The 13648-nt window shown below is 61.1% G+C and carries 15 protein-coding genes and 1 pseudogene; 7 read left to right on the top strand and 9 right to left on the bottom strand.

Going from position 1 to position 13648, the window contains the following annotated elements; genetic code table 11:
* Positions 1–4: 4 nt before the first annotated feature.
* From ACN0SW_RS16325 to dctP, 4 genes are all read right to left on the bottom strand, one after another.
* Positions 5–1249, bottom strand: a complete 1245-nt coding sequence (locus ACN0SW_RS16325) for a malonyl-CoA decarboxylase (RefSeq protein ID WP_417728992.1) — start codon at positions 1247–1249, stop codon at positions 5–7.
* Positions 1246–2562 carry a TRAP transporter large permease gene (locus ACN0SW_RS16320; protein ID WP_417728991.1) on the bottom strand — a complete coding sequence of 439 codons (1317 nt, stop codon included), beginning with the start codon at positions 2560–2562 and terminating at the stop codon, positions 1246–1248. The genes ACN0SW_RS16325 and ACN0SW_RS16320 overlap by 4 nt, the downstream gene beginning before the upstream one ends.
* Complete coding sequence (locus ACN0SW_RS16315) at positions 2562–3110, bottom strand: TRAP transporter small permease (RefSeq protein WP_417728990.1); 549 nt, start codon at positions 3108–3110, stop codon at positions 2562–2564. The genes ACN0SW_RS16320 and ACN0SW_RS16315 overlap by 1 nt, the downstream gene beginning before the upstream one ends.
* A 71-nt stretch (positions 3111–3181) precedes the next feature.
* On the bottom strand, positions 3182–4168 hold the full coding sequence (gene dctP / locus ACN0SW_RS16310) for a TRAP transporter substrate-binding protein DctP (protein ID WP_417728989.1): 987 nt from the start codon (positions 4166–4168) through the stop codon (positions 3182–3184).
* A 138-nt stretch (positions 4169–4306) separates the two neighbouring features.
* On the opposite strand from dctP, the gene ACN0SW_RS16305 reads away from it, so the two are divergent.
* The 7 genes from ACN0SW_RS16305 to ACN0SW_RS16275 all read left to right on the top strand — a co-directional run bounded on the left by ACN0SW_RS16305 (position 4307) and on the right by ACN0SW_RS16275 (position 9357).
* Positions 4307–4963: a GntR family transcriptional regulator gene (locus tag ACN0SW_RS16305; RefSeq protein WP_417728988.1), complete on the top strand. Its 657-nt coding sequence runs from the start codon at positions 4307–4309 to the stop codon at positions 4961–4963.
* 109 nt (positions 4964–5072) lie between these two features.
* Complete coding sequence (gene smpB / locus ACN0SW_RS16300) at positions 5073–5549, top strand: SsrA-binding protein SmpB (RefSeq protein ID WP_417728987.1); 477 nt, start codon at positions 5073–5075, stop codon at positions 5547–5549.
* Between the two features lie 16 nt (positions 5550–5565).
* Entirely contained in the window at positions 5566–5847 is a 282-nt protein-coding gene (locus tag ACN0SW_RS16295; RefSeq protein WP_417728986.1) for an SsrA-binding protein, read from the top strand.
* Positions 5848–5927: 80 nt separating this feature from the next.
* Positions 5928–6785, top strand: a complete 858-nt coding sequence (sseA, locus tag ACN0SW_RS16290; RefSeq protein WP_417728985.1) for a 3-mercaptopyruvate sulfurtransferase — start codon at positions 5928–5930, stop codon at positions 6783–6785.
* On the top strand, positions 6785–7969 hold the full coding sequence (locus ACN0SW_RS16285; RefSeq protein WP_417728984.1) for an aromatic amino acid transaminase: 1185 nt from the start codon (positions 6785–6787) through the stop codon (positions 7967–7969). Before sseA ends, ACN0SW_RS16285 begins: the two co-directional genes overlap by 1 nt.
* 64 nt (positions 7970–8033) lie before the next feature.
* Positions 8034–8540: a DUF3280 domain-containing protein gene (locus ACN0SW_RS16280; RefSeq protein ID WP_417728983.1), complete on the top strand. Its 507-nt coding sequence runs from the start codon at positions 8034–8036 to the stop codon at positions 8538–8540.
* A 1-nt stretch (position 8541) separates the two neighbouring features.
* Entirely contained in the window at positions 8542–9357 is an 816-nt protein-coding gene (locus ACN0SW_RS16275) for a quinoprotein dehydrogenase-associated SoxYZ-like carrier (protein WP_417728982.1), read from the top strand.
* 257 nt (positions 9358–9614) lie between these two features.
* Here the strand turns inward: ACN0SW_RS16275 and ACN0SW_RS16270 are convergent, their stop codons facing one another.
* The 5 genes and pseudogenes from ACN0SW_RS16270 to ACN0SW_RS16250 form a co-directional block, all read right to left on the bottom strand.
* Entirely contained in the window at positions 9615–10163 is a 549-nt protein-coding gene (locus ACN0SW_RS16270; protein WP_417728981.1) for a PQQ-dependent catabolism-associated CXXCW motif protein, read from the bottom strand.
* A complete protein-coding gene (locus ACN0SW_RS16265) occupies positions 10160–10987 on the bottom strand; it encodes a substrate-binding domain-containing protein (RefSeq protein ID WP_417728980.1) in 828 nt (275 codons plus the stop codon). The genes ACN0SW_RS16270 and ACN0SW_RS16265 overlap by 4 nt, the downstream gene beginning before the upstream one ends.
* Positions 10971–11507 (bottom strand): c-type cytochrome, methanol metabolism-related, encoded by a 537-nt coding sequence (locus tag ACN0SW_RS16260; RefSeq protein ID WP_417728979.1) that lies wholly within the window; start codon positions 11505–11507, stop codon positions 10971–10973. The genes ACN0SW_RS16265 and ACN0SW_RS16260 overlap by 17 nt, the downstream gene beginning before the upstream one ends.
* Positions 11508–11590: 83 nt before the next feature.
* Positions 11591–13393: a lanthanide-dependent methanol dehydrogenase XoxF5 gene (xoxF5, locus tag ACN0SW_RS16255; protein WP_417728978.1), complete on the bottom strand. Its 1803-nt coding sequence runs from the start codon at positions 13391–13393 to the stop codon at positions 11591–11593.
* A gap of 132 nt (positions 13394–13525) precedes the next feature.
* Positions 13526–13648: pseudogene (locus ACN0SW_RS16250) on the bottom strand (S-(hydroxymethyl)glutathione dehydrogenase); the annotation flags it as partial.

Genomic DNA, 13648 nt, shown 5'->3' with positions numbered 1-13648 from the left:
TCCTTCACTCAGTCTTTTTTGCGGCGGCAGCGGCAAGCGCGGTCACCTCGGCAGAGGCGGCAATCACGCCTGCCCCGGCAAATCGTTCGTGGTTTTGCGAAATCTGCGCCCGGTCGTAAAGGTAATTCACCATCACCCCATCCGATTGCTTTTGCCCATTGGGCGACAGGTCCGCCCCCGCATGGATGGCATGCACCGACGCCCCGTTGCCCAGATGGAACCGGGCCACCGGATCATAGGGTCCGCCATCCTTGCGCTTGGCCGTGAGCAGATACTGCGCCGTGACCGCCCGCAGCATCTCTGCCTCGGCGGGTCGCGGTGTACCGCTCTCGTCCATCCAGCGGGTCAGGCCCGGAATCGGCGAGAGCGTGACAAAGGTCTTGAGCCCCGGCAATTCCTGCGACAGATCGGCCACCACCTGCTTGATCAACGAATTGCCAAAGGAAATCCCCGCCAGCCCGGCCTGACAATTCGAGATCGAATAGAACACCGCCGTATCCGCCTCATGCGCGCCAATCACCGCACGCTCTTCTGAAAGAACGTCATGGATCGCGCCGGGAATACCCCGGCTCAGCGCAACTTCGACGAAAATCAGCGGTTCATCGGGCATCGCCGGGTGAAAGAACCCGAAACAGCGCCGATCCTTCGGCGCCAGACGGCGGCGCAGATCGTCCCAGCTGTCAATCGCATGCACCGCCTCATAGGCAATGATCTTTTCCAGTACATCAGCGGGCGAGGACCAGTTGATCGGGCGCAACACCAGAAATCCGCGATTGAACCAAGACGCAAAGAGATGTTTGAGATCCAGATCGACCACAGCCAGTTCCGGGTGTTCCCGCGCCAGCCGCAACAGATCCGCCCGCATCGCAACCAGTTGCGCCGTCGCCCCCGGCACCTGATTGAGACGCCTCGCCAACTCCTGTCGCGGCGGCTCTGACGCGGCCATAAAGGTGCGATAGCTGCCCCGGTCCGGCCCTGCTTCGAATGCATCCAGCGCATTGCGCACGGTTTCGGGATCAACCCCCATGTGATCGGTCAGAAACTGAAACAGCTCCAGTTTATCCGCATCCTGCATGCCCGCGTAACGATCAAGGATCAGCCGCGCCAAGGCCATTCCCGACACCTCACCTGAACTGCCCAAGAGATCACGGCACAGCGCCTCAATGTTGCGGTTCTTGTGATCCGGTTCCGATGCGCCGCGATAGCGCCGCTCGAACACCGTGGCCAGCAAATCCGCAAGAACGCTCATCGTGCCGCTCCCATCACCGCATCAGGCAACCATGTGGCCAATCCCGGAAAGAGGCACAGCAAAACAATCGCAAGGATCATACAGCCGACATAGGGCAGCGAACCGTAAAGGATCGTCTTGAGCTTGATGTCAGGTGCAATGCCGTTGATGACATAAAGGTTGAGACCCACCGGCGGCGAAATCAGCCCGATTTCCATGTTGATCGTCAGCACCACGGCAAACCAGATCGGATCGAACCCCGCAGTGGTGATGATCGGCAAGAGGATCGGTGCCGCCATCAGGATCACCGCCACCGGCGGCAGGAAAAACCCTGCGAACAGCAAGAAAACATTCACCGCACCCATCAGGACCCAGCGGTTCACGTCCAGCGTGCCGATCCATTCGGCAATGGATTGGGTGATAAAGAGCGACGACAGCATATAGGAAAAAACCCCAGCCGCCGCGATAATGAACAGGATCATCACACTCTCGCGGGTGCTGTCGCGCAGCACCACCCAGAGCGCGCGCGGGTCCCACAGCTTGTAGATCACCATCGCAATCAGCAGACAGAGAAGCGCCCCCACTGCGGCGGTCTCGGACGGCGTGGCAATGCCGCCATACATCGCGTAGAGTACCCCAAGGATGATCGCGAGGAACGGCAACACGCGCGGCAGGATCTCGAACCGCTCGACCCAGGAATAGCTGCGCCCGTTCAGCAGGTTGATATCCCCAGATTTCCAAGTGGAATAGAGCGACCACGCCATAAAGAGCGCAACCAGCATCAGCCCCGGCACGACCCCGGCCAGAAACAGCCGCCCGATCGAGGTTTCCGTGGCGATCCCGTAGACGATCATCGTGACCGAAGGCGGGATGAGAATGCCCAGCGTGCCGCCCGCCGCAATGGACCCCGCCGCAACCGCATCGGGATATCCGCGCTTGCGCATCTCGGGGATGCCCATCTTGCCGATGGCGGCACAGGTGGCAGGGCTTGATCCCGACATCGCCGAAAAGAGCGCGCAGGCCCCGAGGTTGGAAATCACCAGCCCGCCCGGCACACGGGTGAGCCACCGCTCCAGCGCCTCATAAAGATCGGCCCCCGCACGGGTCGAGGCAATCGAGGACCCCATGATAATGAACATCGGGATCGACAACAGCGCGAAGTTATCGAGCTTGCCAAAGAAAATCTCGGGCATCAGCTCCAGCGACCGCGCCCCGTCAAACACAAGCAGAAACCCGCCCGAGACGATCAACAAACCCAGCGCCACAGAGACCCCGGAAAACAGCACCACAATCGTTGCCACCGCAACAATCAGGCCAAGCAAAAGCGGATCCATCAGGCGTCCTCCAATCCGAACGGTGAGTCGATTTTCAGCACCACCGCCACCAGATCGGCGACGAGTTGCAGCAAGAACAGGCCAAGCCCGACAGGCAGCGCCAGATAGGGAATCCACAGCCGGACCGCCCAGACCGTGTCCGAGGTCCAGCCGCGCGCCCAGGCGACATGCCAGAATTCATAGCCGTACCACAGCATGATCGCGACGATCACGATAGACAGCGTCAGGGTCAGCACGGCCAAGCCCCTGCGCATACGTCTGGGCAGGGCCAGCGGGATCAGATCAACATTCACATGCCCGCGCAGGCGCTGCACATAGGACAGGCCCAGCAGAGTGGCCGCAATCATCAGATAGATCACCGCCTCAGTCTGCCAGATGGTCGCTCCGTTGAGAACAAAGCGTATCCAGATCATCTGGCAGGTGATGATAACAGACGTGACAATCATTCCGGCCGAGACCCAGCCCGCAAGGGTCGAGAGCGCTGCAACAAAGCGAAGATAAGGATTTTGTCCGGTGCGTGCGACCGCACCCGATGCATGGCCAGCCATGGTCAGTCCTCGTGTCAGGAAAAATATCAAGGAGAGCCGCCGCGCCTCAGCGGGCGCGGCGGCCTGTGCAATCACTCGACGGCGAATGCCATATCAAGCAGCGCCTGCCCGTCCGGCACGCTTTCGACAAAGGCCTTGTAAGAGGTCTCGGTCGCCAGCGCCCGCCATGCGGCGAAATCCTCTTCGGTCATCGACGCAATCTCGACGCCTGCATCGCGGAACACATCAACCGACGCGGCATCCTCTTTCTTGGCTTCTTCCAGATAGAACGCCTCGGCCTTTTCCGCCGCAGCCAGCAACGCTGCCTGCTGCTCGGCGCTCAGACCTTCAAAGGTGGATTTGTTCATCAGGAGCGGCTGATACATGAACCACAGCGCGACATCGCCGGCCGGGGTATAGCATTTCACCTGCTCATAAATGCGATAGGACACAAAGGACGAGGACGAGGTGTTGACCGCATCCAGAACCCCGGTTTGCATCGCATTGTAGATTTCCGAGCTGGCCATCGAGGCAATCGACGCGCCCGCACCCGCAAGCATCTGCTCAAACGCCTTGCCCGCCGCACGGGTCTGAAGACCAGCCACATCCTCAGGCTTGGTAATGCACTTGTCCGCGCTGGCAAAGCCGCCGGCCAGATAGCCATGCACCAGAACCATCACGTCATCCTCGGCCATCTTGGCCTCGATCGTTTCCATGAACGGGCTGGCGGACAAACGCGCCGCGTGGTCGTGGTTCTTGACCAGACCCGGCATCAGCGTGAGGTTATAGGCAGGCTGCTGGCCCCCGGCATAGCTCAGCGGCAACACGGTCATGTCAAGTTGACCCCGGCTCAGCGGCGTATACTGCTCGCGCGCCTTGAACAGCGATTGCGAGCCAAAGATCTTGATATCCAGATCGACACCGGCGGCGGCCACATCATCGGCCACCATCTGCGCCACCTTGTGACGCACGTCGTTGTTGGACCACTGATGCGACAGGCGCAACTCGGCGGCATTGGCAACGCTGCTCAGCAGCATGATCCCGGCAACAGCGGCTGCCGTGAAAGTCATCTTCTTCATATCTTCCTCCCATTGTGCCCAGGCGGTGTAGCCCGGACCGTGCTGCCAAGTCTTTGGTGTTTTGAATTCAGAGTCAAGATTTTTGTATACAAGAGTTTCCCACTTGCGCACAAACTCCGCTCTCGCTAGGATTTTTTCATGGAGATACGCCGAGCTGATAAGATCGCTGATGCACTGGAAGAGTTGGTCTTTACCGGCAATTTCAGCGATGGCGACCGGCTGGACGAAATTCGCCTCGCGCGTCAGTTCAATGTCTCACGCACCCCCATCCGTGAGGCCTTGGGACGGCTTGTCGCCTCCGGCCTCGCCGAACAAATCCCGCGCCGGGGCGTATTCATCCGACAGCCGGGTCTGGTCGAACTGATGGAAATGTTTGAAACCATGGCCGAAATCGAGGGCGTCTGCGGACGCCTTGCCGCGCATCGCATCTCCGAATCGGCTCTCGCTGATCTCGACGCCGCGAATGCACGGTGCACCGAAGCGATCATAGCCGACGACGCCGATGGCTATTACCGCGAGAACGAGCAGTTTCATCACATGATCTATCGCCACGCGGGCAATGCGTTTCTTGAACAAGAGGCGCTGCGCCTGCACCGTCGCCTCAAACCGTTTCGTCGCATGCAGTTGCGCCTGCGGGGCCGCATGGCGCAATCCATGGCCGAACATGAGGCGGTCGTAACCGCCCTGCGCGCGGGTGATGCACAACGCGCAGCAGAGGTGTTGCGCGGCCATGTGGCCATTCAGGGCGAAAAATTCCACCTTCTGATGGCCAGCCTCCGCCGCGCCGCGGAATAGCCCCACGTCCGAGCGCCCGCTCTGTGGCATGAGGTTGAATGAGTATTTTTGGAACGATGAAGCAGGGGTCCCGCTGGACAGTATCCACGCGCGCCATTAGGTAGGCGGAATGGCCAAGGCAAAGGAAAATCCAAACTACAAGGTGATCGCCGAAAACCGGCGTGCACGGTATGACTACGCCATTGAGGACGATCTCGAATGCGGCATCATCCTTGAGGGCTCCGAGGTGAAATCGCTGCGCGTCAACAGCGCCAATATCGCCGAAAGCTACGCCATGGTCGAAAACGGTGAACTGTGGTTGGTGAATTCCTACATCGCCCCCTACGAGCAGGCCAAAACCTTTGGCCACGAGGAAAAGCGGCGGCGCAAACTGCTGGTCTCGAAAAAGGAAATGTCCCGACTCTGGAGCGAAACCCAGCGTAAGGGCATGACCCTTGTGCCCTTGGTGCTCTATTTCAACCATCGCGGCATCGCCAAACTCAAGATCGGCATCGCCAAGGGCAAGAAGAATCACGACAAGCGCGAAACCGAGGCCAAGCGCGACTGGGCCCGGCAAAAGCAGCGCCTGCTGAAGGATCACGGCTAGGGCCAGAAGGGCGCGGATGGAACTCTTGATCGCACTCTTTACCGGGGCAACGGTCGGGATGATCGCAGCCGGTTTATGGCACAGCTCCAGCCTTGGCTGGCTCTTGCATGCGATGATCGGTGGCGCGGGCGGGGCCTTGGGCCTGTTTTTGTTCTCGCTTGCACCGCCCGGGGTCATTGCCGCCCTCACCGGGGGCGGTGACGTGGGCTATCTCTTGCGTGTCACCCTCGCCGCCGCGCTCTGCGGTTTGGCCTCGGTCTGGCTCTTGGGCACCGCTGCACAAATGCTGCGCCGATGAGCGCCTGACAAAATCTTCCCGGTCTTGCCCTTTTGCCCCTCAGACTGTAGGCAGAAAGCGTTTGAACCCGGGGGGCGCACATGGCCACTGATGATCCGAAAACGCTTGTTTCCACCGACTGGCTCGCGGCCCATATGAAGGACCCCGACCTGCGCATTCTGGATGGCACCATGTTCATGGCCGCCGAAGGGCGCCAAGGGCATGCCGAATACGAGGCGGCGCATATCCCCGGCGCGCGCTTCTTTGACATCGACGACATCAGCGATGCGCGCTCGGAATTGCCCCACATGGCCCCGCCGGTCGAGAAATTCATGTCGAAACTGCGCGCCATGGGCGTCGGCGACGGGCATCAGGTGGTGGTCTATGACGCCAAGGGCCTGTTTTCAGCGGCCCGCGTCTGGTGGCTGTTCCGGCTGATGGGGCAGGACAATATCGCCGTTCTGGACGGTGGTTTCCCGAAATGGCAGGCCGAGGGCCGCGCCATCGAGGACATGCCGCCCGTCATCCGCGATCGCCACATGACCGTGCGCCGCCAGAACCACATGGTCAAGGACGTGACCCAAGTCGCGGCCGCCGCCAAACTGGGCGATTACGAAATCCTCGATGCGCGCTCCGCGCCCCGCTTTCGCGGCGAGGTTCCTGAGCCGCGCGCCGGTCTGCGCGCTGGCCATATTCCCGGCTCCAAGAACGTGCCCTACACCGATCTCTTGAACGCCGACATGACGATGAAGGACCCCGATGCCCTGCGCGCCGTCTTTGCCACTGCCGGTGTGGACATGACCAAGCCGGTCATTACCTCCTGCGGCTCGGGCGTGACCGCCGCCATCATCAATCTGGCGCTGGAACGGATCGGCAAGACCGACCATGCACTTTATGACGGGTCATGGACAGAATGGGGCGCCTTCCCGACTCTGCCCGTCGCCACTGGAGAAGCCTGATGTTTGACGCCTTGAAAGAAAAACCCGCCGACAAGATTCTGGCCCTCGGGCAAGCATTCCGCGAGGACCCCCGCGAGAGCAAGATTGATCTGGGTGTCGGCGTCTACAAGACCCCCGAAGGCGTGACCCCTGTGATGCGCGCCGTCAAGGCCGCCGAGAAACAGTTGTGGGAGGCCGAGACCTCCAAGGCCTATACCGCTCTTGCTGGTGATCCCGCCTTTGCCGATGCGATGATCGCCCTCGTTCTGGGCGATGCGGTTGCGCGCGATCAGGTGTCGGCCATTGCCACGCCCGGCGGCACCGGCGCTGTGCGTCAGGCGTTTGATCTGATCAAGATGGCCAGCCCCGGCGCGCGCGTCTTTGTCTCCGATCCGACATGGCCCAACCACCTGAGCATCCTCGCACATATGGGCATTGAGGTGGTGATGTATCGCTATTTCGATCCCGAGACCGTGGGCGTCGATTTCACCGGCATGATGGCCGATCTCGACGGTTTGCGTGCGGGCGATGTGGTGCTTTTGCACGGCTGCTGCCACAATCCGACCGGCGCCAATCTCAACATGACCGAATGGCGGGCGGTGGTGGACCTGCTCAATGCGCGCGGCGCGCTGCCGATGATTGACATCGCCTATCAGGGTTTCGGTGACGGGCTCGAGGCGGATGCCGCCGCCGTGCGCTTTGTCGCTGAAAATTGCCCCGAGATGCTGATTGCCGCGAGCTGCTCCAAGAATTTCGGCATCTACCGCGAACGTACCGGCATCCTGATGGCGGTGGCGCAGGACAAGAGCCTGCAAAAGATCACCCAAGGCAATCTCGCCTATCTCAACCGCCAGAACTATTCCTTTCCGCCCGATCACGGCGCGCGACTGGTGACAATGGTGCTGAGTGATCCCGCCCTGCGCGCCGATTGGCAGTCAGAGCTTGAGGAGGTGCGCCTTGGCATGCTCAAACTGCGCGAATCCCTCGCGGCAGAATTGCAGCGTATTTCCGGCTCGGATCGCTTCGGCTTTATCGCCCAGCATCGCGGTATGTTCTCGCGCTTGGGCGCCAGCCCCGAACAGGTTGAACGCCTGCGCGCCGAACATGCGATCTACATGATCGGTGACAGCCGTATCAATATCGCCGGGCTGAACGCCCGCACCGTGCCGATTCTGGCCAAAGCGATGATTGAGGTGGGCGTCTAAAGCGCCCACACCCTCCCCCCAAAGTCGCATAGCGCCCCACCACGCCCGCGCATAGCATGCCCGCATGATGCGGGTGCTTTTCCTCGGGCTTCTGGCTGGGTTTCTGTCGGTCTCCGCCGCCATGGCGCAGGGGCGCGATGGTGCCAGCGTCGCCTTTCTCGGGATCACCTTTATAGATACCTCGACCGAAGGCGCCTATAATCCGGTGCGCGCTGATGAAACCGCCCGGCTGGTGCTGGTCCAGGACTATGTCCGGTCCCGCTTTGCCGAGAGTGGCTTTGCCCTGCTGGATCTCAGCCCCATCGCAGAGGATCTCGCGACCGTCAGCAACCCCGCAGATTGCTATGGCTGCGAAACCCGCCTCGCGGCGCGGCTCGATGCGGATTATGTGCTGGTGGGCGAGGTACAGAAGGTCTCGAACCTCATTCTCTCGATGAATCTCGTGCTGCGCGCCGTGCCAAGTGGCGTGGTGGTGCGCGCCCGTGCGGTCGATATCCGCTCGAATACCGATGATTCATGGCTGCGCGGCATGCGCTATATCTTCAAAACCCATATCTTTGCGGAGGGATGACATGATACGACTGCCGCTGGCCCTTGCGGCCCTCCTGCTTTGCGGTCCCGCGCTGGCGCAATCCACTTGGCCTGACATTCAATCCGCCCTTTACGGCGACGCGCCCGTGATCGCACAGAGCGCACAGGTCACGCTGGATGCCCCCTACCGCGCCACCGATGATGCGCGCACCGTGTTGGGTGGCCATGTCACGGCCCCCGCCGGACAACGTATCACCGTCATCACGCTTGTGATCGACGAGAACCCAGCCCCCGTTGCGGCCGAATTCCACCTTACGCAACCGCAGACGGAATTCGCATTTAGCCTGACCGCCCGCCTCAACGGTCAGACCCCACTGCATCTGGTGGCCCTCACCGACGCGGGCGAGCGGCACATGGCCGAGGCGTTCCTCAAAACCTCTGGCCAAGGGGCCTGCGCCGCACCGCCGGGTACCGATCCGGTGGCGGCTCTGGCAACATTGGGCGACATGGAATTGGCCTTTTTGCCCACGATCACAGCCCCAAGCAAGAGCGCGAACACCCGCCTTGCCACACTCGCAGGCAAGGTGCATGCGCTTGATATCGACATCAGCCATCCCAGCCATTCAGGGCTGGCGATGGATCAGATCACGCTGCTCTTTACCCCGATGCGCGTGGTGGACGACCTCACCGTCAGCCTCGACAATAGGCCCTACCTCACCATAACCGGCAGCATTTCCCTCTCGGAGAACCCCCGCCTGCGGGTCTCCATCCCGTCAGGGACCACAGCGGCGGAGGTCAGCCTGCGCGATACCGATGGGACGAAAACCAGCGCCCGCACCAGCCTCGCGGCCTATTGAGGCGCGCAGGTCAGTGCTAGGCCAAGCCATTGCCCGACGTGCACCGTGCCGCGCGATTGTCAGACCGCGGTTTGGCGATGCAACGGCGGGAACGGCCGCTTTATGCCAGCAAAAACCGTAAAAGCCCCAAGCGTTGCGCAATGCTTCAAAATCGCCGGACCGAGGGGGCAGTCTGGCGATCGCGCCGCACCTGCGGTGCTATTCGCGCGGGTGCCAAACGAAGACACGCTCAATCCCATCCGCAATCAGCACCCGCCCTACGACCCCGGCTCGCCCGCCCGCGCCTCAACCCGTTCCAGCGGATACCCCTCAAAGTCCCAGCCATCCGTGCCCTCGGGGAACCAATAAACCTGCCTATGGCCCATTTCCATCGCCCGCTTGGCCGCGTTCCACGACATCCAACAGTCATCGAGACAGAAAAACAGCACCGGATGGCCCAGATCGCCTCCCGTCACCTCGTCCAGCCCCTCCCGTAAATAGGCCTCGGTTTCGGGCGCGATCCGTTCATATCCGGTGTTGGGCAGCCAGACAGCCCCCGGAATCGACAGCCGAGGCTTCTCACGCCAGATCGTGCCAGCAGGCAGGTTCGCGGGCTTGGGCGCACGCGGCAACACATCGACAAACGCCACATCACCCGCCTGCCACAGGGCATGCGCGGCCCCGGCATCAACCACAACCGCCCCCGCCAATGTCTCAGGCACCGGCGCGCGGTAGGGTTGCCCACGATAGCCCTCCGGCTCTGCAACGCCCTGCGCCGCGACCGGCGCGGCCAGCAGCATCAGCGCGACCAGCCCGGCCCGGATCATTGTGACAACACCTTGGGCTCAGTTCCCATGTCATTGAGCAGCGGCACACCCGCCTCACTCAAAATCGCGTCAATCTCAGCCTGATTGCGCCGGATGAGGGAATTGAGCTGCCGCTTCCACTGGTCCTCGCCCATGCGCACCCCCATGGTGATCCGGTAAAACATCCTCGGCGCGCCCACTTCCTGCATCAGCGGCACCACCTTCAGCCCCGGATGCTCGCGCTTGACCAACGGGCCGCCGATGGGCCCCCAGAGCACGGCGGCGTCAATTTCTCCGGCCTCCAGATCGCGCAGCATGTCGAGCGCGGGCGATTGCACCCGCCTGTCCACAAACAGCGGATAGGCCCGCGCCTTGGCCATCAAGCCGTTGCGCGCCATATGGGTGCCCGGCGGGCTGCCTGCGATGATGCCCACCACCTTGTCCTTGAGACGCGGATCGGCCAGCGTGACCACATCCGCCAATTCCCCCGTCTGCGGCAGGATGATCGTATAGGCCGAGGTCATATAATGATTGGTGTTCTGCACAAGCTCATGACCCTGCGCAAAACCGATGATCACATCGCACCGTTTTTCACCCAGAGTGCGCCGCACGAACCCGGTGGCCATGGGAAACCAAGTGTACGCAACCGGCTTGTCCAATTGCACGGCCAGCAATTCGGCGATCTTGTTTTCGAACCCGGTGCCGGCCTCGGTCGACATCGGATCATTGGCCGGATCGGCACAGACCCGCAACGCTGATTGCGAAACCAACTCTGCCATCTGCGCCGTCCCCGCCCCCGGCAAAAGGGCGACGGCAACGGCCAGCGCCTTAGCCCATGCAGGCATCTTCATCCGCCTGTATGCTTTCTGATTTCGCCTCTTTCTTGGCCGGTCGACCACGCTCGACCACGCCCAGCCCACGGGCCTTGAGATAAACGTAAATATCATCCAGATAACACATCACATTCGGGTTGGCGCCAAAGGACGGCATCACCGAATTCTCCGAAGCATTCACCTTTTGCCGACCTTCGGCAACAACACCGAAGAAATCGTAATAATCCATCGCTACAGCCGAATTCTTGAGGGCAGGCGCATAGGTAGACCCCTCGCCATCCGGCCCATGACAGACATGGCATTCCGCGTGATAGCGGCGAAACCCCGAAAAGGTCCGCCAATCCACCGTGCCATCCTCGGCCACGTTGAAGGTGGGAATGTCATCGGCAGTGAAATAGCGTCCCTCTTGCGCATAGGAGGCCGCAAACTCGGGATCATCGGGCGACGGGGCCTCCTCGCCTAGGACCGGCAAGGCAACCAACGCCAGAACTCCGGTCAAACCAACAGGCAAGAGGCGGCAGATCGTCATCATTCGGAACTCCTTTTGGGCTTTAGGTGCGGCGGCGCGGCACATCAAGGTGCCACGCCGCTCAGGTCACAGGATCAGATCAGCGATCAATCCGGCAGCTTGAACACGGTCAGCTGGCCGCCCAGCGCAGTATAGTCGCTCAGCGCCGCATAGCCGCCCACCGCGCCCAGACCGGCATTCGGATCGGTCAGACCCGCCGCAAGGCCAATCCCGGCCCAACCGCCGATACCCGACAGGATGCCGACATATTGCTTGCCGCCATGCTCATAGGTCATCACGTTGCCGATGATCCCCGACGGTGTCTTAAAGCTGTAAAGCTCGTCACCGGAAGAGGCATCAATCGCCTTGAGATAGCCTTCAAGCGTGCCGTAAAACACCACATCGCCCGCCGTGGCCAGAGCACCCGACCAGACCGAGAACTGCTCGGGGATCGACCACTTGATCTTGCCTTCGATATTGTCCCAAGCGATGAAATTGCCCATGCCGCCATGGCTGCCCGGTGCCGGATACATCGCCAGCGTGGCACCCACATAGGGCTGACCGGCAGTATAGCTCACCCGGAACGGCTCGTAATCCATGCAGACGTGGTTGGTGGGGATATAGAACAGACCCGTCTTGGGACTATAGGCCGAAGGCTGCTGATCCTTGGTGCCCAGTGCCGCCGGACAGATCCCGGTCGAGTTCACATCCTCGCCATTCTGCTCGGTGGAATAGGCGGCCACGACAGCCGGACGGCCATAGGTCGGGGACGCGGGGTCCATATCCACACCCGTGGTCCAGTTCACCGCCGGATCGAACTTCTCGGCCACCAGCAATTCGCCGGTTTCGCGATCCAGCGTATACGCCAGACCATTGCGATCCGGGTGCGTCAAGAGCTTGCGCATCTTGCCGTCAACCTCTTGATCCGTCAGGATCATTTCGTTGACGCCGTCGTAATCCCACTCGTCATGCGGGGTCATCTGATAGAGCCACTTGGCCTTGCCATCATCGGGATCCCGCGCCATGATGGTCATCGACCAACGATTGTCGCCGGGGCGCTGCGCCGGGTTCCACGTCGAGGGGTTGCCGGTGCCGTAATAGAACAGGTCCAGCTCCGGGTCATAGGAATACCAGCCCCAGGTCGAACCGCCGCCGATCTTCCACTGATCACCTTCCCATGTATTGATTCCCGAATCCGCTCCCACCGGCTTGCCCAAATGGGTGGTGTTCTCGGGATCAATCAACGTATCGCTGTCGGGGCCCATCGAATAGGCCCGCCAGACCTGCGCGCCGGTGTTCATGTCATAGGCCGTGACCGAGCCGCGAACACCGAATTCACCGCCTGAAATGCCGACAATCACCTTGTCCTTGACCGGCAGCACCGTCGCAGTGTTGGTCTCGCCAATCGACGGATCGCCATTCACCGCCGTCCACTGGACCGCGCCGGTCTTGGCATCCAGCGCCACAATCGTGGTATCGGCCTGATGCAGGAAAATCTTGCCATCCGCATAGGCCACACCCCGATTGACCGTGTCGCAGCACATCACCGGAATGACGTTGGGATCTTGCTTGGGCTCGTATTTCCACAGGATCTTGCCATCATTGCTCAGATCCAGCGCATAAACGATATTGGGAAAGGGCGTGTGAACATACATGACATCCCCAACCACCAAGGGCGAGCCCTCATGTCCGCGCAGAACCCCGGTCGAGAATGTCCACGCGACCTGCAACTTGCCCACGTTGTCCTTGTTGATCTGATCCAACTCGGAATAGCGGGTGTTTGCATAGTCGCCGGTCTGGATCGCCCATTGTGCGGGATCGTCGATCCGCGTCTGCAGATCGCTGTTGGCCATGGCCATGCCGGATGCGCCGACAAAGAACGCCGCCGACATCAAGAGTGATTTCTTCATTGTGTCCTCCCTGGATAAAACTTCATTCGCTTATGTGTCGGGCTCCTCTGCCCTTTGCCTCGCCCCGCACCGCCCTCCTCTGCGGTGGAACCGGAGCGCATTCATTCAAACGCGGCCCATTTTGGCGCGTGGTCAGTAGATCACGACGCTTCTGATGCTCTCGCCCGAGTGCATCAGCTCGAAGCCCTTGTTGATGTCGTCGAGCGGCATGGTGTGGGTGATCATCGGGTCGATCTCGATCTTGCCGTCCATGTA

The organism is Roseovarius sp. (assembly GCF_048262375.1).
Classification (GTDB): Bacteria; Pseudomonadota; Alphaproteobacteria; order Rhodobacterales; family Rhodobacteraceae; genus Roseovarius.
The sequence above is the reverse complement of the archived record's forward strand: the minus strand, read 5'-3'. Positions and strand labels throughout refer to the sequence as shown.

Coding starts and splice junctions, on each gene's coding strand:
- ACN0SW_RS16325 (WP_417728992.1), bottom strand. CDS start 1,249: ATGAGCGTTCTTGCGGATTTGCTGGCCACGGTGTTCGAGCGGCGCTAT.
- ACN0SW_RS16320 (WP_417728991.1), bottom strand. CDS start 2,562: ATGGATCCGCTTTTGCTTGGCCTGATTGTTGCGGTGGCAACGATTGTG.
- ACN0SW_RS16315 (WP_417728990.1), bottom strand. CDS start 3,110: ATGGCTGGCCATGCATCGGGTGCGGTCGCACGCACCGGACAAAATCCT.
- dctP (WP_417728989.1), bottom strand. CDS start 4,168: ATGAAGAAGATGACTTTCACGGCAGCCGCTGTTGCCGGGATCATGCTG.
- ACN0SW_RS16305 (WP_417728988.1), top strand. CDS start 4,307: ATGGAGATACGCCGAGCTGATAAGATCGCTGATGCACTGGAAGAGTTG.
- smpB (WP_417728987.1), top strand. CDS start 5,073: ATGGCCAAGGCAAAGGAAAATCCAAACTACAAGGTGATCGCCGAAAAC.
- ACN0SW_RS16295 (WP_417728986.1), top strand. CDS start 5,566: ATGGAACTCTTGATCGCACTCTTTACCGGGGCAACGGTCGGGATGATC.
- sseA (WP_417728985.1), top strand. CDS start 5,928: ATGGCCACTGATGATCCGAAAACGCTTGTTTCCACCGACTGGCTCGCG.
- ACN0SW_RS16285 (WP_417728984.1), top strand. CDS start 6,785: ATGTTTGACGCCTTGAAAGAAAAACCCGCCGACAAGATTCTGGCCCTC.
- ACN0SW_RS16280 (WP_417728983.1), top strand. CDS start 8,034: ATGATGCGGGTGCTTTTCCTCGGGCTTCTGGCTGGGTTTCTGTCGGTC.
- ACN0SW_RS16275 (WP_417728982.1), top strand. CDS start 8,542: ATGATACGACTGCCGCTGGCCCTTGCGGCCCTCCTGCTTTGCGGTCCC.
- ACN0SW_RS16270 (WP_417728981.1), bottom strand. CDS start 10,163: ATGATCCGGGCCGGGCTGGTCGCGCTGATGCTGCTGGCCGCGCCGGTC.
- ACN0SW_RS16265 (WP_417728980.1), bottom strand. CDS start 10,987: ATGCCTGCATGGGCTAAGGCGCTGGCCGTTGCCGTCGCCCTTTTGCCG.
- ACN0SW_RS16260 (WP_417728979.1), bottom strand. CDS start 11,507: ATGATGACGATCTGCCGCCTCTTGCCTGTTGGTTTGACCGGAGTTCTG.
- xoxF5 (WP_417728978.1), bottom strand. CDS start 13,393: ATGAAGAAATCACTCTTGATGTCGGCGGCGTTCTTTGTCGGCGCATCC.